The sequence below is a fragment of the Streptomyces sp. NRRL S-340 genome (assembly GCF_000720185.1).
In the GTDB taxonomy this organism is placed as follows: domain Bacteria; phylum Actinomycetota; class Actinomycetes; order Streptomycetales; family Streptomycetaceae; genus Streptomyces.
Genome location: NZ_JOIY01000020.1, coordinates 109,808 through 131,802, shown reverse-complemented (window position 1 = coordinate 131,802; position 21,995 = coordinate 109,808). Strand labels below are relative to the sequence as shown.

Below are 21,995 nucleotides of genomic sequence, written 5' to 3'. Positions count from 1 at the left end.
CTTCGCCTACCTGACCGTGAAGAAGCTGTACCAGGGCCAGCGCTGACGACGTCCGGGAGCCACCGCTCATGATCGAGATCCCGTCCGACCTCCACAAGGACCTGGTCCCCCTCGCCTTCCTGCTCGGCAACTGGGCCGGTGCCGGTGTGCACGACTTCCCCGGGGCGGAGAAGTGCAACTTCGGCCAGGAGGTCACCTTCACCCACGACGGCCGGGACTTCCTGGAGTACCACTCGCACACCTGGGTGCTGGACAACGACGGCAACAAGGTACGGCCGCTGGAGTCCGAGTCCGGCTTCTGGCGGATCGACGACAGCCGCAAGGTCGAGGTCACGATGGTCCGCGACGACGGCGTCATCGAGGTCTGGTACGGCGAGCTGGCCGACAAGAAGCCGCAGATCGACCTGGCCACGGACACCGTGGCCCGCACCGCATCCTCCGCCCCCTACTCCGGCGGCAAGCGGCTGTACGGCTACGTCAAGAGCGACCTGATGTGGGTCGGCGAGAAGCAGACCCCCGAGGTCGAGCTGCGCCCCTACATGTCGGCCCACCTGAAGAAGGTCGTCACCCCGGAGGAGGTCGAGCGCTGGGCCAAGGCCCTGCCGGACGACCTGCCCGACGACGGCATCGCCTTCTTCAAGTAGTCCCGGGCACGCCCGGGCGGCCTAGACTCTCCGGTGTGGTGAGCACCGACTGGAAGAGCGATCTCAGGCAGCGCGGCTACCGGCTGACGCCGCAGCGTCAGCTCGTGCTCGAAGCCGTGGACACCCTGGAGCACGCGACCCCCGACGACATCCTCGGCGAGGTGAGGAAGACGGCGTCGGGGGTCAACATCTCCACCGTCTACCGGACGCTGGAGCTGCTGGAGGAGCTGGGCCTGGTCAGCCATGCCCACCTCGGCCACGGCGCCCCCACCTACCACCTGGCCGACCGCCACCACCACCTGCACCTCGTCTGCCGCGACTGCGACAACGTCATCGAGGCCGACGTCGAGGTGGCGGCCGAGTTCACGGCCAAACTGCGCCGGCAGTTCGGGTTCGACACCGACATGAAGCACTTCGCCATCTTCGGCCGGTGCAAGGACTGTTCCGGCCGGGACCGTTCGCCGGAGGGCACGCCGGGCACGTCGTAGGCTTGCCCGTATGAAGAGCCCCCTGCTGTCGCTGCCCGGTGCCGTCCCCGGCGAGGGCGTGGACGAAGGCGTCGCCGCGCACTACGGCGACCTGTTCCGCGAGCAGCGCGCGCTCGCGGACGGCACCGGTTTCGTCGACCTGTCGCACCGCGGTGTCGTCACCGTCTCCGGCGAGGACCGGCTGAGCTGGCTGCACCTGCTGCTCACCCAGCACGTCAGCGACCTGCCTGCCGGCCGGGCCACCGAGGCGCTGATCCTCTCCGCGAACGGTCACATCGAACACGCGCTCTACCTGGTGGACGACGGTGAGACGGTCTGGGCCCATGTGGAGCCCGGCACCCAGGAGGCGCTGATCGCCTACCTGGAGTCGATGAAGTTCTTCTACCGGGTCGAGGTCGCCGACCGCACCGCCGACATCGCCGTGGTGCACCTGCCGGCCGGCTCGATCGCCGAGGTGCCCGAGGGCGCCGTCGTCCGCGAGACCGCCTACGGCCGCGATCTGTTCCTGCCCCGCGCCGAGCTGGAGCCGTACGCGGCCCGCAGCGGGCCGCCCGCCGGGCTCCTCGCCCACGAGGCGCTGCGCGTCGAGCAGCACCGCCCGCGGCTCGGCTTCGAGACCGACCACCGCACCATCCCGCACGAGCTGGGCTGGATCGGCACCGCCGTCCACCTGCAGAAGGGCTGCTACCGGGGTCAGGAGACCGTGGCCCGGGTGCAGAACCTGGGCAAGCCGCCGCGTCGGCTGGTCTTCCTGCACCTCGACGGCAGCGAGGTGCACCTGCCGCCGCACGGCACGGAGATCCGCCTCGCCGACGAGGGCCCCGACGGCCGACGGATCGGCGTGATCACCACGTCCGCACGCCACCACGAACTGGGCCCGGTCGCCCTGGCCCTGGTCAAGCGGAACGTCCCCGTGGACGCCCGGCTCATGGCCGGGGACACGGCGGCCGCGCAGGAAGTGGTCGTGGAGCCGTAGCCGGCCGGCCGCACCCGCGGTTCAGATCTCCAGCAGGACGGTGAACGGGCCGTCGTTCGTCAGCGACACCCGCATCCGCGCGCCGAAACGGCCCGTCTCCACCGTCGCGCCCAGCGAACGGAGCTGGGCGACCACCTCGTCCACCAGCGGTTCGGCGACCTCGCCGGGCGCGGCGGCGTTCCAGGTGGGACGGCGGCCCTTGCGGGCGTCGCCGTAGAGCGTGAACTGGCTGATCACCAGCAGCGGGGCGCCCGTGTCGCTGCACGACCTCTCGTCCTGCAGCATGCGGATCGTCCACAGCTTGCGGGCGAGCTGCGCCGCCTTCTCCTTGGTGTCCTCGTGGGTGACCCCGACGAGGACGCACAGCCCCTCGCCCTCGATGGCCCCCACCGTCCGGTCCTCCACGACGACGCTCGCGCCGTCCACTCTCTGCACCACTGCACGCATGCCGACCATGATGCCGGGCGCCGCCGCGGCCTCCGGACCGACGTCCATATCGTGCTTCTTTATGCTTCGTAACCCCCCATCCGGGGCTGATCGGGGGCACTCGGTCACATACCGGCCACTGGGGGTGGCACGATGCTTCCGTACGCGCCGGTCGAGGGGACGGTTGAGGCGCATGAGCACATCGAGTACCGAGCCGCAGCCGCAGCCCGGGGCGGTCCCGCCCCTCGGCACGGCGGTCGCGGAGACCATCGCCCACCGGCCGCCGGTGCAGCGTACCGACAGCCCGCCGCTGCCGTCGGGTCCGCCGCCCGCCGCGGACCGGCCCGCGAGCACCGAGGGGCTACCGGAGGCACCCGTGGTGGACCCACTGCTGGCCATGGAGCCGGCCGAGCCCGACCTGACGGTGCTGAGCCTGCCGGAACTGCGCGCCCTGCGCCGCAGGGCCCAACGGGACGAGGCGGACCTGAGTTACGTACGACGGCTGCTCCAGGGGCGGATCGACATCCTGCGCGCGGAGCTGGCCCGGCGGGGCGGCGGGGCGCGGACGGCCTCCGGCGGGGACGGCGCCGGGCCCGCGCCCGCCGTGGAGGACGGCGGGGCGTCCGTCGTGGAGCGGCTCGCGGAGATCCTCCGGGACGCGCCCGCCCGCCAGCGTTCCTCGGCCCGGCACCTGACGCTGGGCACTCCGCAGGGCGAGGAGTACCGGCGGCTGTCCGCACAGATGCTCGCCGAGGTCGAGCTGTCGGACCTCGACGCCCGCACCGACCTCGAACTGGGTGCGGCGATGGGCCGGCTCGTCCGGTACGAGCAGCAGGTCTCCCGCCGCCGCCACCAGCTCCAGCACACGGCCGACGGCTGCAGCGCGGAGATCGCCCGCCGCTACCGCGAGGGCGAGGCCCAGGTGGACGACCTGCTCGTCTGAAAGGCGCGGCGGGCCCGGGCCGCCCGGCGCGCCGCGCCCCACGGGCCCGCGGATTCGCCGAGGCCGACCGGTTCGGCTGGTCCGGCCGGCCGGACCGTCCGGTCGCCTGGCGGGTCGGGTCGCCGGGGGCCGCCGGGTGGGGCGGGCGGAGCGGAGGCCGCCGCCCGGGTGGCCCGCAGGCGGGGCGCTGCCGGGAAAAGCCCGCGACACGTCCCTCCCGTGCCGCCTACCGTCGGTCCATGACCGGCGACCACCACCGCACCGACAGCCTCCCCACCGCCACCGCCACCGCCACCGCCACCGCCACCGGCCCGCGCCCCGCCGGCCCGGCCTCCCACTCCGACGGCATCGAGGTCCGCCGCGTCGAGGAGGCCGACGTCGCCGACTGGATCCGTGCCCTGAGCACCGGCTTCCTGCGCAGTCCGGTCGTCTCCGGCGACGAGGTCGCCGAACGCACTCCGCACTACCTTGCGTCGCGGACCCTCGGCGCCTTCGACCGGGGGCGGTGTGTGGCGACGTTCCGCTCCTTCGGCCAGGAACTCACCGTCGTCGGCGGCGCGACCGTCCCCGCCGACGCCATCTCCAACGTCACCGTGACCGCCACCCACCGCCGCCGCGGCCTGCTCACCCGCATGATGACGCGGGACCTCGCGGCGGCGAAGGAACGCGGGGACGTCGTCGCCACCCTGGTCGCCGCCGAGTACCCGATCTACGGCCGCTACGGCTTCGGCCCCGCCACCTGGAGCACGGAGTGGACGATCGACGTGCCGCGGGCCGGCCTGGACCGCCGCAGGCCGGTCCCGGACGGCGGGGGCCGGATCGACCTCGTCGACGGCGACGACGTGCGCGCCCTCGGCCCCGGACTGCACGAGCGGCTGCGCCGCGTCCAGCCCGGCGCGATCGACCGTCCGGAGCGCTGGTGGCAGGTCAACACGGGAGCGGTGCGCCTGGAGCACAGCCCCTGGACCGAGCCGTTCCACGCCGTGTACCGCGCGGCGGACGGCACGGTCGAGGGCCTGGCCGCCTACGTCTGCGACGACACCTGGACGGACGCGAAGCAGCCGCAGAACACGGCCACCGTGCGGAACCTGATCGCGGTGTCCCCGGCCGCCGAACGCGCCCTGTGGCTCCACGTCTGCTCGACGGACTGGGTGACGAAGGTGAAGAGCGGCTGGCGGGCCCCGGACGACCTGCTGCCCCTCCTCCTGCCCGACCCGCGAGCGGCCGTGATCACCACGCATGCCGACTGGCTGTGGGTGCGGATCCTGGACGTCGTGCGGGCGCTGGAGGCGCGGACCTACGCCGGGTCCGGGACGCTGGTGCTGGAGGTCGCCGACGAGAGCGGATGGGCGCACGGCCGCTGGCGGCTGGAGGCCTCACCCGCCGGGGCGTCCTGCACGCCGACGACGCGCAGCGCCGACCTGACGCTGCACGTCAGGGAGTTGGCGCCGCTGTGGCTGGGTGACGAGTCGGCGGTCCGGCTCGCGGCGCTGGGCCGTGTCCGAGAAGAACGAGCGGGCGCCGCCGAGGTGGCCGACGCCCTGCTGCGTACGTCCAGGCGGCCGTGGTGCCCGGACCTGTTCTGAACGCTCCTTCCTGCCGGTGACCGTGACGGGGGCGGTGATCCGTAGCGTGCTGTTCTGTTGTGGCTGTGCCATGGGGACGGTCTTCAGTTGTGGCGGTGCTCGAGACGCTCTTCGGTTGTGGCTGTGCGGTGTCGCCGACCGGGCTCCCGGCTCCCCTCCGGAGGGGAGCGCGGTCCGGCGTACCCCCTGTGTCACCGTGGGACCAACCGGTCGAAGGTTCGACCATGTACGGCAAGTTGGCCACCAACTTCTCTCTGCTTATCTCCGCTTGGAAGCGGCTCATAACCACCTTTTCCTGAACTGCCCAAAGATGGCGAGAAGTTGTACCGTTCAGTGGTGGACCCGGAACACGCCTTGGCCAGTGGGCGGAAGAGGACACAGCGGCCACAGAGGTCACACCGCGAGGTGGCCGACGAACTGCGGCAGCGGATCAGGACCGGTGTGCTGCGGCCGGGTGAGCGCATGCCCACGCAGGCCGTGCTGGCCGCCGAGTTCGGTGTCGAGCGCGGGACCGTCCGGCAGGCCCTGCGCATCCTCCAGTCGGAGCACCTGCTCACCCATGTGACCAAAGGGAGCCCGGCGACCGTCGCGGCCCTCCCGGAACGGGTCCTCACCGGCCCCGCCGCCCCGCCGCTGCCCACCACGGCGGCGCTCGCGCCCCGTATCGCCGCCGCCTTCACCGCCTCCCACGTGGAGATCAACGCGCTGTGCCTGACCGCCGTCTCACTGACCCTGGCCATGGGCGAGCCGCTGCGGCAGATCCACGCGGGGCGGCTGAAACCGGCCAAGGTCGACGTGCGGGTGCTGCTGCGCGGCACAACCTGATGTCGCTGCGCGCCACCCACGGCATCGACGTGCGGGTCACCTTCCGCGCGCTGCCCTTCACCCCGCCGGTCAAGCTCTACCTGCTCAACGGTGCGGAGGCGCTGTTCGCGTACTACACGGTGCGGCGCCGTGAGGAGGAGATCGACCACGAGCCGTTCCAGCTCTACGACGCGCAGGGCACCCGTTCGATGCTCTTCTCCTTCGCGGAGGGCGCCGGACCGCGTGACACGGCGTTCGTCGAGCAGTCGCACGTCTGGTTCGACGCGCTGTGGGAGACGATCAGCTCGGAGCTGGTGCTCACGAGCTGAGGTGCGCTCCTACGGGGCGGCTCACAGGGCCGGTCCCGCGACCAGCATCGCCAGGACGACCGCGCCGGCGGAGCTGAGGGCGGGGCTCTTGGCCTTGATGCCGACGGTGAGCAGCAGCAGGCCCACGAGGCCCGTCGCACCGTACTTCCACTGGACGATCTGCTCGAAACCGACGACGAAGAGGGCGGACAGGAGGGCGAGGACAGGCACGGCGATTCCCCCTTCTATCGCCAACTCGCTGAAGTTGGCAGCCAACTTACTCTCAGTTGTCCCCACTTGGTGTGTGTTCGAAACAGATCTAGAACAACTCCCGCCAAGTGGATCGAAGTTGTAGCGTTTGGTTGTGACCCAAGAGAATCTGGCCGTGGACGGCAGCCGGAGGAACTCCCCGCAGGAGATCGCCGACACCCTGCGCGAGCGGATCCGCGCGGGCGAGCTGAAACCCGGCGACCGCCTGCCCACCCAGGCCGAACTCGCCGAGGAGTTCGGGGTGGAGCGCGGCACCGTGCGCCAGGCGCTGCGGGCCCTGCAGGGCGACGGGCTGCTCAGCAACGTCAGCAAGGGCAGCCCGCCCAGGATCGCCGACGCCGCCCCCGCGCGGGAGGAACCGCAGCCGACCATGGTCGCGCTCGCCCCCCGGCTGACCGAGGCGTTCACGAACCGCCGGGTGCGCATAGACGTCGTCTCCCACACCGCGGAGACGCTGATGCTGGCCATGGGCGAGCCGCTCCGGCTGATACACGAGGGCCGCATACGCCCCGAGACCGTCGACGTCCGTGTCCTGGTGCCGTCCCGCGGCACAACCTGATGTCGCTGCGCGCCACCCACGGCATCGACGTGCGGGTCACCTTCCGCGCGCTGCCCTTCACCCCGCCGGTCAAGCTCTACCTGCTGGGCGACGAGGAAGCCCTCATGGGCTACTACACGCTCACCCGGCGCGAGGAGGACTGGGGCGACGAGACCCTGGACATGTACGACGTCCTCGGCTCCCAGTCCCTGCTCTTCTCCTTCCTCAAACGGGCCGGACAGCGCGACGCCGCGTTCGTCACCGAATCCCAGAAGTGGTTCGACGCCCTCTGGGAAACCATCACCACGGACCTGACACTCTCCTAGTGACTTCTGACACGACGCAGCCGGGGATGCGGGCGCTGCGGGAACTGGTCTCCCGCACGCAGGTGGTCCTCTGGGACTTCGACGGCCCGATCTGCCGCCTCTTCGCGGGCCACTCCGCGGAGCGGGTGGCGCACGGCCTGCTCGACTGGCTCGGACAGCAGGGCCTGCACGGGCTGTTGAGCGACGACGAGCGGGAGCCGCTGGACCCGCACGCCCTGCTGCGCGCGGTGGACCGCCGGCGCCCGCGCAGCGACCTGGTGACGGAGCTGGAGGAGCGCCTCACCCAGGAGGAGCTGAAGGCGGCGGTCACGGCCATGCCGACCCCGTACGCCGACCCGCTGATCCGCACCTGGACCGCGGTCGGCGCCCGGCCGGCCGTCACCAGCAACAACTCACCGGCCGTGGTGCGCGCCTACCTCCAGGGGCGCGGCCTGCTGCCCTGCTTCCAGCCGCACCTGTACGGCCGGACCGGCGAGCTGCGGCACCTCAAGCCCGACCCGCACTGCCTGCACCGCGCGCTCAGCGCCATGGGGGCGGCCCCCTCCACCGCCCTGATGATCGGGGACACCCCCACCGACCTGGAGGCCGCCCGGCGGGCGGGCGTGCACTTCCTCGGCTACGCGCGCAACGAGCACAAGGCGCACCTGCTGGAGGAGGCCGGCGCGAGGACGGTCCTACGGTCCCTGGGCGACCTGCTGGCGGCCCTGCGTCCCGCCTGAGACCCCGACCGGACCGCCCGGACGCGGTACCGCGCCGGTGCGACGCGCCGTGGGGCCGAGAAGTTCGGGGCACCTTCCGTGGCGAGGTGGGAGTAGCGTGTTCCCACTTCAGCGCCCTCCGCGGGGCCCGCCCCCGCGGCCGGGTGCGACCCTCCTGGGGGGCACAAGGCGAAAGAAACGGGCAATGCCGCTCGAACTTGTCTCACTCGGACTGGATGCACCCGAACCCGGCCAGTCCGAACCCGGTCCGTCCGGACCCGGCCCAGCCGGGACCGGTTCACCTCCAGGTCCGCCCGTGCCCGGTTCGCCCGGACCGGCTTCCCGCGCCCGGCTGCACGCCGTCGAGGCGAGCGGTGACCCGAGCCGGGTCGAAGGGCCCCTTCAGGGATACCACCACGAGACGTACGCCTTCCCGCTGGCGGGCGAGCTGGGCGCGCTGCGTCCGGGGCGGTGGAAGTGCCGGGAGCCGCGCAGCGACCTGCTCTGGTTCGACCGGCGCTGCTTCGCCTCCGAGGAGCAGCTGCTGGCGGCCCTGCAGGGCCGGATCGACCGGATCCCGGAGCTTCTCGAAGCCGGCGGCATCGGCCTGCAGCGGTTCATCGAGGGCCGCACCCTCGGCTCGCTGTACGCGTCCGGGAACGCCGTGCCGGGCGGGCTGTTCGGCCAGATCGTCGAACTGTTCGGCCACCTGATCGCGGTGACGCCCGGCATGCTCACCGTCGAGCGCCGCTGCGAGGCCGCCGACCGGCCGGCCGACGGGGACACCGCCGCGTTCCTCGAACGGCTGGTGCACTTCGCCGAGGAGCGCGTCTACGCCCGCAACCTCACGGACTTCGGGGAACTCTTCGCCGACCTGCGGATCGACGGCGAGGCGTTCAAACGGCTGCGCAAGCACCTGAAGGGGCTGCGCGAGCGCCCTTTCTGCCTGCTGCACGCCGATCTGCACCGGGAGAACTTCATCGTCGACGCGGAACACCGGCTGTGGACGATCGACTGGGAACTGGCCATGCTCGGCGATCCGCTCTACGACCTCGCCACCCACCTCTACCTGATGCGGTACCCGCGGTGGCAGGCGCGCCGGATGACGCAGGCCTGGTGCCGGACCGCGGAGGCCGTCCGCCCCGGCAGCTCCCGCGGCTGGGAGCACGACCTGGAACTGCTCGTCGGCTTCAAGAAGGCGCAGTCGGTCTTCACCGACGTCATCCGGACGGCGCTGGCCCTGGGCACGGGTCCCGGGCCCGACCGGCGCACCCTCACCGTGCTGGGCGGGAAGCTGCACCGCGTCCTGGCGGCCGCCGCGCACCCGCTGGCCCTGGAGTCCGTACCCGCCCCGGGCGCCGTCGTGGCCGCCCTCACCCGCTGGCACCGCACCCACGGCCACCGGCGGGGCGAGCAGGCCCCCTGACCCGCCCGTGACCGGGCAGGAGGCCGGATGGCGAGCCGCGGGCGGGACGGGTCAGACGGTGCCGGCGGCGGCGTCGGGACCGACTGCTCCTCCTCGCGGACGTGGGGATCGTCCCGGCCGCCCGCGCCGGGGAGATCCTGCGTGCCGCCCGCGCGAAACCCGCCGAGGAGGCCTCCCGGTCCCTGGGCGACCGGGAGGCGGCCCGCCGCTCCCGCACCGACGCGGTCCTGAAGGCGCAGGGGCACGAGGAGGCGGGCCCGGTCCGCTGAGGGCGACACGGGGGCGCACTCTTGCAAGCAGTGTGCTTGCAATTGTTAGCGAGGGTGGTGCATGGTGGAGACATGGCATCGCTCAACGTCGGCAATCTCGGTGAGTACCTGCGCGAGCAGCGGCGCAACGCGCAGTTGTCGCTCAGGCAGCTCGCCGATGCCGCCGGGGTGTCCAATCCGTACCTGAGCCAGATCGAGCGCGGGCTGCGCAAGCCGAGCGCGGAGGTGCTGCAGCAGGTCGCCAAGGCGCTGCGGATCTCCGCCGAGACGCTGTACGTGCGGGCCGGCATCCTCGACGCCGAGCGGGACCGCGACGAAGTCGAGACGCGCGCCGTCATCCTGGCCGACCCCACGCTCGACGAGCGGCAGAAGCAGGTGCTGCTCCAGATCTACGAGTCCTTCCGCAAGGAGAACGGGTTCGGGCCCGGCAGGACGGGCAGCAGGGACGAGACCGGCGGCACGGACGGCGCCGGGGACACGGACGGTGCCGAAGATCCAGGCGGTGCCGGCGGCCCCGGTGCCGGTCACGGCGGCGCCGGCGACGGCACCATACGGTCCGCCGCCGCTCCCGCACGGGACGGCGGCCGCCCCGGTCCCGCCGAGCGCCCCGGTTCCGCGTCCGGCGGCAGCGACACCGGTCCGCGGGAGGCGGCCGGCTGATCCCGGGGCCCGCAAGGGCCCGGCGGCCGGTGCACCGCGGCACACCACAACCCTCAGCCGAAAGCGATCCGGGAGGATCATCACCATGGCCATCGCCGACGACCTGCGCAAGACCCTCAGCGACCCCACCCCGCTCTACTTCGCCGCGGGCACCGCGGACCTGGCCCTGCGTCAGGCCAGGAAGGTGCCCGCCCTGGTGGAGCAGCTCGCCGCCGAGGCCCCGGCCCGCATCGACGCCGTGCGCAACACGGACCCGAAGGCCGTCCAGGAGCGGGCCGCCGCCCGCGCCAAGGAGGCCGGCGCCCGCGTCAAGGAGACGCAGGCGACCGTCCAGTCCCGGGTCGGCGAGTTCCTGAACTCGCTCGACTCCGACCTGAAGAAGCTCAGCACGAACTTCGACGCCGACCTGAAGAAGCTCGGTGAGAGCGCCCAGGACCTCGCCCTGCGCGGGGTCGGCGTCGCCGCCGAGTACGCCGTGAAGGCCCGCGAGACCTACGAGAAGGTCGCCGAGCACGGCGAGCAGGCGGTACGGACCTGGCGCGGCCAGGCCGCCGAGGGCATCGAGGACATCGCCGAGGACGTCGAGGAACTCGCCGTCGCGGTCGAGCCCAAGACCACCCCCCGCAAGGCGCAGCCCAGGACCGAGCCGGTCGTGGTCAGCGAGGAGAAGTCCGCCGGGGCCAAGGCCGCGCCGGCGGCGAAGAAGGCGCCCGCCAAGAAGGCCCCGGCCACGCGCCGGACCACGGCCACCGCCCCCGCGGCCAAGAGGACCACGCCGCCCGCGAAGTGAGGACCGCACGCCGGACGGGCCGGGCACCCTTGGGGTGCCCGGCCCGTTCTCCGGGTACGGTGGCGGCGTAGGCGTCGGAGAGAACGGGCGGTGGACGGCATGCTGATGTTGGGCTTCGCGGGGTTCCTGGGGATCCTCAAGATCCTGCTCATGGTCCTGGCCGCGTTCGGGCTGTGCGACGCCGCGATCCGGCGCGAGGACGCGTTCCGCGCCGCCGACAAGCAGAACAAGGTGTTCTGGCTGATCATCCTCGGCCTGGCGCTCGTGGTGAGCTACCTGTTCTCGATCCTGTCGTTCCTGCCGATCATCGGCGTGATCGCGAGCATCGTCTACATCGTGGACGTGCGGCCCGCGCTCAAGCAGGTCTCCGGCGGTGGCGGCGGCTGGGGCCGTCGTCGCGGCGGCAGCAGCAGCGACGGTCCCTACGGGCCGTACAACGGCGGCCGGTAGCACCCGCCTTCGGCCGCGGCGCGCTCACGGCGCGTACATGCGCGGCGCGCGAAGCGGGGGGCCGGCGCCCGCGCCCGCGACCCCTCCGGCGTACGACGCCCACGACCGCTCCGGCGGCCACCGCCCGCGACTGCTCCGGCGGCCGCCGTCCAAGGCTTCCCGGGTGCCGCGCCTACGACTTCCGGCCGACCGCCGCCCCTGCTGCTCCCGGATGGGCGCGCCCGCGCGCGCCCCGGCCGAGACCCCCGTGTCGGACAGAGGCCCCCGCCGTGCCGCCGCTACGGCTCCCGGTCGAGCAGGACGACCGCCACGTCGTCCGTGAGTTCACCGCCGTTGAGCGCGCGCACCTCGTTGACCGCCTCCCGCAGCAGGTCCTCGCCGCGCAGGCCCTGGCCGAGCTGGCGGCGGACCAGTTCCAGCATGCCGTCCTGGCCGAGCCGTTCGCCGCCCTGGCCCGTCCGGCCCTCGATCAGGCCGTCGGTGTAGAGCATCAGGCTCCACTCGGCGCCCAGCTCCACCTGTGTCCGGGGCCAGCGGGCGCCGGGCAGCAGACCGAGCGCGGGGCCGTTGTTGTCGTACGGCAGCAGCCTTGCCGGCAGGCCGGGCGTGATGACCAGCGGCGAGGGATGGCCGGCCAGGCACAGGCCCGCGCGGCGCCCGTCCGGCGCGATGTCCACCGTGCACAGCGTCGCGAAGATCTCGTCGTCGGCCCGCTCGTGCTCCAGCACCTGCTGGAGCGTGTTCAGCAGTTCGTCGCCGCACAGCCCGGCGAGCGTCAGGGCCCGCCAGGCGATGCGCAGCTCCACGCCGAGCGCCGCCTCGTCCGGGCCGTGCCCGCAGACGTCGCCGATCATGGCGTGCACGGTGCCGTCGGGGGTGCGGACGGCATCGTAGAAGTCGCCGCCGAGCAGGGCGCGCGAGCGTCCGGGACGGTAGCGGGCGGCGAACCGCAGCGTCGAACCGTCCAGCAGGGGTGTCGGCAGCAGGCCGCGCTCCAGACGGCGGTTCTCCTGCGCGCGCAGCCGGCCCTCGGCGAGCCGGCGCTCGGCCGTGTCGGAGCGCTTGCGCTCGACCGCGTACCGGATGGCCCGGCTCAGCAGCGGCCCGTCCAGCTCGTCGCGGAGCAGGTAGTCCTGGGCGCCGACGCGCACCGCCTGGGCGCCGCGCTCGGCGTCTCCGGACGCGGTCAGCGCGAGCACGGCGTGCCGGGGCGCGAGCTCCAGCACGTGCTTGAGCACGGCCAGCTCGTCGTCGTCACCGGCCGGTCCGGCACCGGTTCCGGCGCCGGAACCCGCCCCGGACCGGCCGGGGGCCGGGAGCGCGAGGTCCAGCAGGATGCAGTGGACGTCGTCGGTGAGCAGCCGCGAGGCCTCGGTGAGGTTGCGGGCCGTGCGGACGCGGATCGGCTTGCCGGCCGCGTCGAGCAGTTCGGGCACGATCGGGGAGCCGCCGGGATCGTCCTCGATCAGCAGCAGCGTGAGGTTCGTGCCGTGGGCTGGGTGGCCCGCGGCGCGGTTGTCCTTCTCGGCCGTGGTGTCCTTCGCGTTCTCCTCCGGGGCTTTCGTGGCTCGGGTGGCTTCCCCGTGCGGGGCCTGTGCTGCGGAGGGGCCGCCGCCGTGGGTCACGGTCGGCGCCTGGCCGCTCTCCGCGGCCGGTGTCTCTCGCTGCCGCGGTACGGGCACGGGCATCGTTTCGGGTTCCTTCCCTCCCCCCGAGGGCATGGCGGGACGAGGGACCTCGTTCCACCGACGGGGACCATAGCGGTAGTCGGCGCCGCGGGGGAATGGTGTGAGGCGCGTCGCTCGCGCTTCGGCCACTGTCATATGCCGCGATCCGCAACGGAGTTGGGCACCGTGCCCCGCGCTCCGGAATGACGAAGGTCACGCCAGGACAGGTTTGGCGCCGACCGGGCGTGTGATGGGTCACATGGCCCAGGTCACCGGGCGGGCGGAGCGGCTCTCCGTTCGGCGCCGGGAGGGGGAGGAGAGTCCTCCGCGCGGCGCCCGGGGGAGGGGAGGGGGAGGAGACGCGTGCGTGCCCTGGGTCCGTGCCGGGCGCAGGGGCGTGGGCCATCCCCCGGTCCGTGCCCGGGCGCGGGGGCGCGGGAGGCCGCCCCTCTCAGTCCGCGTCGGGCCGTACGACGCCCAGGATGGGCATCGTGCCCGCGCCCGCCAGCGTGACCGTGCGGCCGGGGCGCGGGGCGTGGACGATCCTGCCCTCGCCGACGTACATCGCGACGTGGCTGGCGTCGCCGAAGTAGATGATCAGATCGCCGGGGCGCATGTCCTTCACGGACACGTGCTTGAGCTGCTTCCACTGCTCCTGGGAGGTGCGGGGCACGGGATGCCCGGCCGCCGCCCAGGCCTGCGAGGTCAGACCGGAGCAGTCGTACGTCCCGGGACCCTCGGCGCCCCATTCGTACGGCTTGCCGATCTGGGCCGTGGCGTACGCCACCGCCTTCTTGTCCGCCTCGGTCGCGCCGCCGCTGATCTCCTTGAGGATGCCGGTGTCCAGCCACGCCGCCTGAGCCTGCTGGGCGGCCTGCCGTTCCAGCTGCGCCAGCCGCTCCCGCTGCCGCTTCTCCAGCGTGGCCTGGAGCTGCTCCGCCTCCTTGATCCGCTGCTGGATCCGCTTCTTCGCCGTGGCCTTGGCCTTCCGGTTGTCCTCCAGCTTCCGCAGGCGGTCGGCGGCGTCGGAGGCGTACTGCTCCAGGTCCTGCTGGGTGTGGGTCATGTCCTGGAGCAGCCCGCTGGTCGCCCGTTCGCCCTCCAGGAGCCGTCCGGCCCCGTCGAGGAACTGCTGCGGGTCGTTGCTGAGCAGCAGCTGGGCCTGGGGCGGCAGCCCGCCCGTGCGGTACTGGGCGCGGGCGGCGGCGCCGGCGCGGTCCTTCAGTTCGTCCAGCTTCCGCTGCTGCTCGACGATCTTCCGGGACAGGTCGGTGACCTGGGCGGACTGCTGCTCGGCCCGCTCCTCGGCGGCGTTGTACGCGTCGGTGGCGACGGACGCGTCGTGGTAGAGCTGGTCCAGCTTGGTGCGGACCGCCTCCAGGTCCTTGTCCGGCGGGACCGTGACGGAGGGCGAGGGCGTGGACGAGGGCGTGGACGAGGGGGAGGGGGAGGCGGGGGGCTTCGTCCCGGGGGACGTCGGTTCCCGGTCGGGTCCCGCGCTCGCGAACGCCGTGCCGGACGCCCCCAGCAGGGTGACCGCGCAGACCACGGTCACGGCCGCCGCGAGCACGCTGCGCCTGCCCCGTCCCATAACCCCGCCCCCAAGTTGATTTACCGTCAGTAACATGTCCCGTCCGGGGGATACTGCCACGACTGCGCCCGAAACGACAGGGCCCGGTCCCCGGTGCTCAGCCCGCACCGGCCCCCGTCTGTGGGACGTGCGGTCGGCGAAGATCGTTCCCCGCCGCTCCCTCCCGTCAGCCGCGCGGTGCCAACGCCCCCCAGGCCACCGTGACTTCGCCCTGCCGCCAGCGAGCGGGCCCGTCCGTCACCGGCCAGTCGGCCGCAAGGTCGCGCACCGCGCGGATCCAGCGCTGCCGGGCCCCGTAGGAGGCGTAGGGCGCGGCGGCCGCCCAGGCGCGGTCGAAGTCGCGCAGGAACGCGTGCACCGGCTCGCCCGGTACGTTGCGGTGGATGAGTGCCTTCGGGAGGCGTTCGGCGAGGTCCGAGGGGCGGTGCAGGGAGCCGAGGCGGGTGGCGAAGGTGACCGTCCGGGGTCCTTCTGGGCCCAGGGCGACCCACACGTGCCGGCGGCCGATCTCGTCGCAGGTGCCCTCCACGAGCAGGCCCCCGCGCGTGTGCCCGTCCGCCGGGGCGAGCCGTGCGCACAGCCGCCCCCACACGCCGGCGACTTCGGACTCGTCGTACTGCCGCAGCACGTTCGCCGCGCGGATGAGCTGGGGGCGCTGCGGCAGGGGCACCTCGAAGCCGCCGTGCCGGAAGACCAGGCCCTCGCGCTCGTAGGGGAGCGCGGCGGCGACCCGGGCCGGTTCGATCTCGACGCCGACCACGCGCGCGCGGGGAGCCGCGGTGCGCAGCCGCCGGAGCAGTTCGACGGCCGTCCAGGGCGCGGCGCCGTAGCCGAGGTCGACGGCCACGGGGTCGGCGGCGCGGCGCAGCTCGGCGCCGTGCACGGCCGCGATCCAGCGGTCCATGCGGCGCAGCCGGTTGGGATGGGTCGTCCCGCGCGTCACCGTGCCCACCACGGCGCTCCCGCCGCTCGGGCGGAGCCGGGAGGGCGGGCGGGTCGCTGCGCGGGATGTCATGGATACGAGGGTATGGGGGCACCCGGACCCGGACGCACGCCGCATTCCCCCCCCGGAGCCCGGCGGAGGCTCCCCTTGGGACACCGGGTGATTCCCCGGGGATCCGGGCCTTTGCCGGGGCCTGGGGCGGGGCCCGGGGCGAGCGCCCGCGCGGCACGCACCCCGCCGTCGAACGGTTGAGCGATATTCGGTAATGATTGAGCAAAGAGCCCGGCGGCGGAAATGGCGGCGCCGCTCACGGCGTTGCCCCCTGAAGGGCGCACCGCGTCCCGGGTCCGGCATGCCCGCAGCAAGGAGGAACGCCACGTGAGCCAGTACGTCGGCAGGCTCGGGCGCCGCTCTTCACCGGCTCCGGCGCGGCTGCGGCTGTCCCGCAGACCCCGGCGCGTCGCCATGCTCTCCGTGCACACCTCGCCGCTCCACCAGCCCGGCACGGGCGACGCGGGCGGCATGAACGTCTACATCGTCGAGCTGGCCCAGCGCCTGGCCGACCAGGGCGTCGAGGTGGAGATCTTCACCCGGGCCACCGCCGGCGGCCTGCCGCCCCGCGTCGACCTCGCGCCCGGCGTCCTCGTCCGCCATGTCGACGCGGGCCCCTACGAGGGTCTGGCCAAGGAGGACCTCCCGGCCCAGCTGTGCGCCTTCACCCACGGAGTGATGCAGGCCTGGGCCGGTCACCGCCCCGGCTACTACGACCTGGTGCACTCGCACTACTGGCTCTCCGGGCACGTCGGCTGGCTCGCCGCCCAGCGCTGGGGCGTGCCCCTGGTGCACGCCATGCACACCATGGCCAAGGTCAAGAACGCCAACCTGGCCGAGGGCGACACGCCCGAGCCCGCCGCCCGGGTCATCGGCGAGACCCAGATCGTCGCGGCCTCCGACCGGCTGATCGCCAACACCGACGACGAGGCCGAGGAACTGGTACGGCACTACACCGCCGACCCGGCCAAGGTCGCCGTGGTCCACCCCGGGGTGAACCTCGACCGTTTCCGCCCGGCCGACGGTCGCGCCGCCGCCCGCGCCCGCCTCGGCCTCCCGCAGGACGCCCTGATCCCGCTCTTCGCCGGCCGCATCCAGCCCCTCAAGGCCCCCGACGTGCTGCTCAGGGCCGTGGGCGTGCTCCTCGGCGAGCGCCCCGACCTGCGCTCGCGCATCGTCGTCCCGATAGTGGGCGGCCCCAGCGGCAGCGGCCTCGCCAAGCCCGAGGGCCTGCAGAAGCTGGCGGCCCGACTGGGCATCGCCGACGTCGTACGGTTCCGCCCGCCCGTGGGGCAGGAGCAGCTCGCCGACTGGTTCCGGGCCGCGTCCGTGCTGGTCATGCCCTCCTACAGCGAATCCTTCGGACTGGTCGCGATAGAGGCGCAGGCGGCCGGCACACCGGTGCTCGCGGCGGCGGTCGGCGGCCTGCCGGTGGCCGTCCGCGACGGCGAGACCGGCTTCCTCGTGCAGGGCCACGACCCCGCGGCCTACGCGCGCGTACTGGGCGACTTCGCCGACCACCCGCACCTCGCGGACCGGATGGGCGCCGCCGCGGCCCGGCACGCGCGGTCCTTCGGCTGGGACGCCTCGGCGGCCGCCACCGCCGACGTGTACACGGCAGCACTGCAGTCCCACCGCCGTCGCGTACGCTCCCACCATGGGTGACACGGACGAGGCAGCTCAGGCCCGGCAGGTTCTCGAAGCCGTCTTCAAGGACACCGGACTGGAGTGGGAGTCCCCCGAGCCCGGCAGTTACGTCGTCAAGCTGCCCGGCACCCGCAAACTCTCCACGACCGTCTCCTTCCTGGTCGGCCGTCACTCCCTCTCCCTCAACGCCTTCGTCGTCCGCCACCCCGACGAGAACGAGGCGGGCGTCCACCGCTGGCTCCTGGAACGCAACCTGCGGATGTACGGCGTGAGTTACGCCGTCGACCGGCTCGGCGACGTCTACGTCACCGCCCGTCTCTCCCTCGCCTCCGTCACCGCCGACGAGATCGACCGGCTGCTCGGGCAGGTCCTGGAGGCGGCCGACGGCGCCTTCAACACCCTGCTGGAGCTGGGCTTCGCCTCCGCGATCCGCAAGGAGTACGCGTGGCGGGTCTCCCGCGGCGAGTCGACGCGGAACCTGGAGGCCTTCACGCACCTGATCCAGCGCCCGGCCGACTGAGGACCGGGCCGGTCGGCCTCATGGGGCGCGGCGCGCGCCGCGCCCCCGGTAGCGCCCGGGGGTGACCCCGACCAGCTTCTTGAAGTGCCGGGTGAGGTGCGCCTGGTCGTAGAACCCGGTCACCGGCGCCACCTCGCCGGGCGGCAGTCCGTCCAGCAGCAGCCGGCGCGCCCGCCCGACCCGGCGCGACATCAGGTACTGGTGCGGGGCGATGCCGTACGCGCCGCTGAACGCCCGTACCAGGTGCGCGGGATGGGCGTGCAGCAGCCGCGCGGCCTCCTCCAGCGGGACGCCGTCCACCACCCGCGCGTCGAGCAGTTCCCGCAGCCGCCGGGCGAGCGCGGGATCCGGCCGCTGCCGCTGCGCCGGGTGGGCCGCCCGGCGCAGCAGATGGTCCCGCAGCCGCTCCCCGACCAGCGCGAGCCTGCTCTCCGCCTCCAGTTCGTCGCCGCGGCGGCCGAGCGCGGAGTGCAGCCGGCCGACGCGCCGCCGCAGTACCGGGTCGCGCAGGTCCGGTCCGTCCACGGCCGCCCCGATCAGTTCCTCGCCCAGGTGGCTGCTGTCGAGGTACACCACCCGCTTGCGGAAGCCGCCGGGGACCGCCGGGGAGCCGTTGTGCGGCACGTGCGGCGGCAGCAGGGAGACCGTGTCGTGCGGGGTGCCGTGCTCGTGCCGGTCCAGGTCGTAGCGCACCGCGCCGTCGTCGACGATCAGCAGCGTCCAGGCGTCATGCACGTGCATCGGGTACGAGTACGCGGGGAAGTGGGCGTGGAAGACCTCCACGACGCCCGGGACCCGGGGTCGCCAGGCGGAGACTTCGGCCTGTCCGGCCCGTTCGGCGGCCACGCAAAGAACGTACAAGACCCGGTGCCGGGGTGCCCGGCAGTCTCACTCCATGAACTCCGAGCCGAAGCCCGAGCCGAACTCCCGGCCGCACCCCGAGCCCGCCTCTCAGCCCACCTCCGAGCCGACGTCCCGGCCGACGTCCCGGCCGGCCTCCGGGCCGGAACCGGACGCGCCGGTCCGCTTCGACACCAAGATCGCCGTCCTGCTCCGCGAGGACCTGGAGACGTGGCAGCGTCTGAACGTGACCGCCTTCCTGGTCAGCGGCCTCGGCACCACGGTCCCGGAGGTGATCGGGCAGCCGTACCAGGACGCCGGCGACGTGTCCTACCAGCCGATGTTCCGCCAGCCCGTGCTCGTCTTCGAGGGCACCAAGGAGACGCTGACGGCGGCCCACGCCAGGACCCTGTCCCGGGCCCTGCCGCGCGCGGTGTTCACCTCGGACCTCTTCGCCACGGGCAACGACCGCGACAACCGCGCGGCGGTACGGGCGGTGCGGACCGCCGACCTGGACCTGGTGGGACTGGCGGTGTACGGCCCGCGCAACGCGGTCGACAAGGTGCTCAAGGGGGCGCGGATGCACCCGTGAGGCGGGCCGGGCGCAGCGGGCGGCCGCCCCCTGGCCCCTGGCCCCTCACGCCGTACTGACCTCGGAGGACCGCTCCCCGGCAGCCGCGCCGGCACCCACGGCCCCCTCCGCGAACGCGACGGGTTCCTCCTTCGGCAGGCGCCGCATCAGCGCCCCGTAGCCGACGGCGGCGACCATGCCCACGGCCGCGCACATCCCCCACAGCCACCGCGCGCCGAGCCGGTCGATGACCGCACCGGACATCAGCGGGGCCACGAGGGCGGCGAGCGACCAGGACAGGGAGTAGACCCCCTGGTAGCGGCCGCGCCCGTGCACGGGGGAGAGGCGGACGACGAGTCCCGTCTGCGTGGGGGCGTTGATCATCTCGCCCAGCGTCCAGACGCACACCGTCAGGGCGAACACGCCGACCGACCCGGCGAAGGCGGTCAGCCCGAACCCGTACCCGGCCAGCAGGGACGAGACGACGAGCAGCCGCTTGGCGTCCCGGTGCTCGATGAACCGGGTGACCGGGATCTGGAGGGCGACGATGAGGATGCCGTTGACGGCGATGGCCACACCGTAGTCGGCGGGCGTGAACCCGGCCCGGCCCATGGCCACCGGCAGACCGACCGACCCCTGCTGGAAGACGAGCGCGACCAGGAAGGACAGCCCGACCACACCCATGAAGCGCCGGTCGCGCAGCACGGCGGTCAGCCCGACGGACGCCTCGGCGCCTCCCTTGCCGCCGCCCTGCGCGTCACCGGCGGGCCGGGACTCGGGCAGCTTCAGGAACACGACGACCGCGCAGGCCATGGTCATCCCGGCCTCGATGAGGAACCCGGCGAGATAGCTGAACTCGGCGATGAAGCCGGCGGCCATGGAGGAGACGGCGAAACCGAGGTTGATCGCCCAGTAGTTCAGCGAGAACGCCCGGACCCGGTCCTCGGGCCGCACGATGTCCGCCATCATCGCCTGCACGGCGGGCCGCGAGGCGTTGGAGGCCATGCCGACGAGGAAGGCGACAGCGGCGATGGCGACCGGATCGTGCACGAAGCCGAGCAGTGCGACGAAGACGGCCGTCGAGGCCTGGGCGACGAGCAGGGTGGGCCGCCGCCCCAGCCGGTCGGCCATCACGCCGCCGCCGAGGGAGGAGACGACCCCGCCGAGCCCGTGCAGCGAGGCGACGAGACCGGCGTAGGAGGCGGAGTACCCGCGATCGAGCGTGAGGTACAGCGCCATGAACGTGGCCACGAAGGCACCGAGCCGGTTGACCAGGGTGCTCGTCCACAGCCACCAGAACTCGCGGGGCAGCCCGGAGACGGTCTCGCGGGCGGCGCGTCTGAGACTGGTGACGGACATGGACGACCCCCGATGTAAGTGGCTGGTGCGGAAAGCGCGACTTACGCCCTGCCGTACGCACAACTTACGAGCACAGCCGGACGGCCAACCAGTCAATTAACAGAAGCAGTCAACTGTCGGCGCGGGGCCGCCCGCTCCGCGTCCCTCCGTCCGTTCATCTGTCCGCCTGCCGGGCGCCCGGGCGGCGCGCCGAATGCGTGGATTAGGCTCGGATGCATGGCCGACGCACCGTACAAGCTGATCCTCCTCCGCCACGGCGAGAGCGAGTGGAACGCGAAGAACCTGTTCACCGGCTGGGTGGACGTCAACCTCAACGAGAAGGGCGAGAAGGAGGCGGTCCGCGGCGGTGAGCTGCTCAAGGACGCCGGCCTGCTGCCCGACGTGGTCCACACGTCCGTCCAGAAGCGCGCGATCCGCACGGCCCAGCTCGCCCTGGAGGCCGCCGACCGCCACTGGATCCCGGTCCACCGCTCCTGGCGCCTGAACGAGCGCCACTACGGCGCCCTGCAGGGCAAGGACAAGGCCCAGACCCTGGAGGAGTTCGGCGAGGAGCAGTTCATGCTCTGGCGCCGCTCCTACGACACCCCGCCGCCCCCGCTGGACCGCGACGCGGAGTTCTCCCAGTTCTCCGACCCGCGCTACGCGACCCTCCCGCCGGAGCTGCGCCCCCGGACGGAGTGCCTGAAGGACGTCGTCGTCCGCATGCTGCCGTACTGGTTCGACAGCATCGTCCCCGACCTCCTCACCGGCCGCACGGTCCTCGTCGCCGCCCACGGCAACAGCCTGCGCGCCCTGGTCAAGCACCTCGACCAGATCTCCGACGCCGACATCGCGGGCCTCAACATCCCCACGGGCATCCCCCTCTCCTACGAACTCGACGCGGACTTCCGCCCCGTCACCCCGGGCGGCACCTACCTCGACCCGGACGCGGCAGCGGCAGCGATCGAGGCCGTGAAGAACCAGGGCAAGAAGAAGTAAGCGCCCACGCGTAAGCCGAGCCCCCTGCCTGCGGGTCTTCCGCCGGGAGGGGGCTTGTCTCTTGCCCTGGGCCGTCTCTGGGCCGTCAGCCGGGTTGATCGGGCCGTCAGCGCTGCGGGAAGTCCGGCTTCGGCTGGGCGCTCGCCTCTGCCCGGGCACCCGCAGCATGGAGGCCGAGACGGCTGCCGCCGCGTCTTCCTCGGGGACGCCTGCGAGGCGGGCATGG

22 protein-coding genes and 2 pseudogenes are annotated in these 21,995 nt (G+C 73.2%); 17 read left to right on the top strand and 7 right to left on the bottom strand.

Annotated elements, in window-relative coordinates:
* Positions 1 to 68: 68 nt before the first annotated feature.
* From IG64_RS17630 to IG64_RS17620, 3 genes are read left to right on the top strand one after another with little or no spacing between them, the layout of a single operon-like run.
* Positions 69 to 644 carry an FABP family protein gene (locus IG64_RS17630; protein ID WP_037857137.1) on the top strand — a complete coding sequence of 192 codons (576 nt, stop codon included), beginning with the start codon at positions 69 to 71 and terminating at the stop codon, positions 642 to 644.
* A gap of 35 nt (positions 645 to 679) precedes the next feature.
* Positions 680 to 1,132 (top strand): Fur family transcriptional regulator, encoded by a 453-nt coding sequence (locus IG64_RS17625; protein WP_037857134.1) that lies wholly within the window; start codon positions 680 to 682, stop codon positions 1,130 to 1,132.
* 10 nt (positions 1,133 to 1,142) lie between these two features.
* Positions 1,143 to 2,108, top strand: a complete 966-nt coding sequence (locus IG64_RS17620) for a YgfZ/GcvT domain-containing protein (RefSeq protein WP_037857131.1) — start codon at positions 1,143 to 1,145, stop codon at positions 2,106 to 2,108.
* A gap of 21 nt (positions 2,109 to 2,129) precedes the next feature.
* Here IG64_RS17620 and dtd read toward each other — a convergent pair whose 3' ends face one another.
* Positions 2,130 to 2,555, bottom strand: a complete 426-nt coding sequence (gene dtd, locus IG64_RS17615; RefSeq protein WP_037857295.1) for a D-aminoacyl-tRNA deacylase — start codon at positions 2,553 to 2,555, stop codon at positions 2,130 to 2,132.
* A 172-nt stretch (positions 2,556 to 2,727) separates the two neighbouring features.
* On the opposite strand from dtd, the gene IG64_RS17610 reads away from it, so the two are divergent.
* The 3 genes and pseudogenes from IG64_RS17610 (at position 2,728) to IG64_RS17600 (ending at position 6,196) form a co-directional block, all read left to right on the top strand.
* Positions 2,728 to 3,477, top strand: coding sequence for a hypothetical protein (locus IG64_RS17610; RefSeq protein WP_037857130.1), 750 nt, complete (start codon positions 2,728 to 2,730; stop codon positions 3,475 to 3,477).
* A gap of 239 nt (positions 3,478 to 3,716) precedes the next feature.
* On the top strand, positions 3,717 to 5,063 hold the full coding sequence (locus tag IG64_RS17605) for a GNAT family N-acetyltransferase (protein WP_078884062.1): 1,347 nt from the start codon (positions 3,717 to 3,719) through the stop codon (positions 5,061 to 5,063).
* Between the two features lie 354 nt (positions 5,064 to 5,417).
* Positions 5,418 to 6,196: pseudogene (locus tag IG64_RS17600) on the top strand (winged helix-turn-helix domain-containing protein).
* A gap of 21 nt (positions 6,197 to 6,217) precedes the next feature.
* Here the strand turns inward: IG64_RS17600 and IG64_RS17595 are convergent.
* On the bottom strand, positions 6,218 to 6,406 hold the full coding sequence (locus IG64_RS17595) for a hypothetical protein (protein WP_037857129.1): 189 nt from the start codon (positions 6,404 to 6,406) through the stop codon (positions 6,218 to 6,220).
* Between the two features lie 127 nt (positions 6,407 to 6,533).
* Here IG64_RS17595 and IG64_RS17590 point away from each other — a divergent pair.
* The 7 genes and pseudogenes from IG64_RS17590 (at position 6,534) to IG64_RS17565 (ending at position 11,602) form a co-directional block, all read left to right on the top strand.
* Positions 6,534 to 7,309, top strand: a pseudogene (locus IG64_RS17590) (GntR family transcriptional regulator).
* Positions 7,258 to 8,028 carry an HAD family hydrolase gene (locus IG64_RS17585; protein ID WP_199811609.1) on the top strand — a complete coding sequence of 257 codons (771 nt, stop codon included), beginning with the start codon at positions 7,258 to 7,260 and terminating at the stop codon, positions 8,026 to 8,028. Before IG64_RS17590 ends, IG64_RS17585 begins: the two are co-directional and overlap by 52 nt.
* 295 nt (positions 8,029 to 8,323) lie before the next feature.
* Positions 8,324 to 9,433: a phosphotransferase gene (locus tag IG64_RS17580; protein ID WP_234438534.1), complete on the top strand. Its 1,110-nt coding sequence runs from the start codon at positions 8,324 to 8,326 to the stop codon at positions 9,431 to 9,433.
* A 101-nt stretch (positions 9,434 to 9,534) separates the two neighbouring features.
* Positions 9,535 to 9,702: a hypothetical protein gene (locus tag IG64_RS41175; RefSeq protein WP_158771584.1), complete on the top strand. Its 168-nt coding sequence runs from the start codon at positions 9,535 to 9,537 to the stop codon at positions 9,700 to 9,702.
* 72 nt (positions 9,703 to 9,774) lie between these two features.
* The gene (locus tag IG64_RS17575) at positions 9,775 to 10,362 is read left to right on the top strand and encodes a helix-turn-helix domain-containing protein (protein WP_037857127.1); all 588 of its coding nucleotides are present in this window, start codon (positions 9,775 to 9,777) and stop codon (positions 10,360 to 10,362) included.
* 85 nt (positions 10,363 to 10,447) lie between these two features.
* A complete protein-coding gene (locus tag IG64_RS17570) occupies positions 10,448 to 11,152 on the top strand; it encodes a hypothetical protein (RefSeq protein WP_037857124.1) in 705 nt (234 codons plus the stop codon).
* Positions 11,153 to 11,251: 99 nt separating this feature from the next.
* Positions 11,252 to 11,602: a DUF2516 family protein gene (locus tag IG64_RS17565; RefSeq protein ID WP_037857283.1), complete on the top strand. Its 351-nt coding sequence runs from the start codon at positions 11,252 to 11,254 to the stop codon at positions 11,600 to 11,602.
* Between the two features lie 278 nt (positions 11,603 to 11,880).
* Here IG64_RS17565 and IG64_RS17560 read toward each other — a convergent pair whose 3' ends face one another.
* The 3 genes from IG64_RS17560 to IG64_RS17550 form a co-directional block, all read right to left on the bottom strand.
* On the bottom strand, positions 11,881 to 13,290 hold the full coding sequence (locus tag IG64_RS17560; RefSeq protein WP_037857122.1) for a PP2C family protein-serine/threonine phosphatase: 1,410 nt from the start codon (positions 13,288 to 13,290) through the stop codon (positions 11,881 to 11,883).
* A 430-nt stretch (positions 13,291 to 13,720) separates the two neighbouring features.
* The gene (locus IG64_RS17555; RefSeq protein ID WP_037857121.1) at positions 13,721 to 14,860 is read right to left on the bottom strand and encodes a C40 family peptidase; all 1,140 of its coding nucleotides are present in this window, start codon (positions 14,858 to 14,860) and stop codon (positions 13,721 to 13,723) included.
* A gap of 166 nt (positions 14,861 to 15,026) precedes the next feature.
* The gene (locus IG64_RS17550; RefSeq protein WP_234438533.1) at positions 15,027 to 15,875 is read right to left on the bottom strand and encodes a class I SAM-dependent methyltransferase; all 849 of its coding nucleotides are present in this window, start codon (positions 15,873 to 15,875) and stop codon (positions 15,027 to 15,029) included.
* Positions 15,876 to 16,181: 306 nt separating this feature from the next.
* Here IG64_RS17550 and mshA point away from each other — a divergent pair, with 306 nt between their 5' ends.
* Both mshA and IG64_RS17540 read left to right on the top strand, forming a co-directional pair.
* Positions 16,182 to 17,519: a D-inositol-3-phosphate glycosyltransferase gene (mshA, locus tag IG64_RS17545; RefSeq protein WP_037857120.1), complete on the top strand. Its 1,338-nt coding sequence runs from the start codon at positions 16,182 to 16,184 to the stop codon at positions 17,517 to 17,519.
* The gene (locus tag IG64_RS17540) at positions 17,512 to 18,021 is read left to right on the top strand and encodes a YbjN domain-containing protein (RefSeq protein ID WP_037857119.1); all 510 of its coding nucleotides are present in this window, start codon (positions 17,512 to 17,514) and stop codon (positions 18,019 to 18,021) included. Before mshA ends, IG64_RS17540 begins: the two co-directional genes overlap by 8 nt.
* A gap of 18 nt (positions 18,022 to 18,039) precedes the next feature.
* Here the strand turns inward: IG64_RS17540 and IG64_RS17535 are convergent, their stop codons facing one another.
* Complete coding sequence (locus IG64_RS17535) at positions 18,040 to 18,867, bottom strand: AraC family transcriptional regulator (protein ID WP_037857117.1); 828 nt, start codon at positions 18,865 to 18,867, stop codon at positions 18,040 to 18,042.
* A 49-nt stretch (positions 18,868 to 18,916) separates the two neighbouring features.
* Here IG64_RS17535 and IG64_RS17530 point away from each other — a divergent pair, with 49 nt between their 5' ends.
* Positions 18,917 to 19,453 carry a DUF2000 family protein gene (locus IG64_RS17530; RefSeq protein ID WP_078884059.1) on the top strand — a complete coding sequence of 179 codons (537 nt, stop codon included), beginning with the start codon at positions 18,917 to 18,919 and terminating at the stop codon, positions 19,451 to 19,453.
* Between the two features lie 45 nt (positions 19,454 to 19,498).
* Here the strand turns inward: IG64_RS17530 and IG64_RS17525 are convergent, their stop codons facing one another.
* Positions 19,499 to 20,791 carry an MDR family MFS transporter gene (locus IG64_RS17525; protein WP_037857113.1) on the bottom strand — a complete coding sequence of 431 codons (1,293 nt, stop codon included), beginning with the start codon at positions 20,789 to 20,791 and terminating at the stop codon, positions 19,499 to 19,501.
* A 216-nt stretch (positions 20,792 to 21,007) separates the two neighbouring features.
* Here IG64_RS17525 and IG64_RS17520 point away from each other — a divergent pair, with 216 nt between their 5' ends.
* Positions 21,008 to 21,769, top strand: coding sequence for a phosphoglyceromutase (locus tag IG64_RS17520; protein WP_037857110.1), 762 nt, complete (start codon positions 21,008 to 21,010; stop codon positions 21,767 to 21,769).
* Positions 21,770 to 21,995 lie beyond the last annotated feature (226 nt).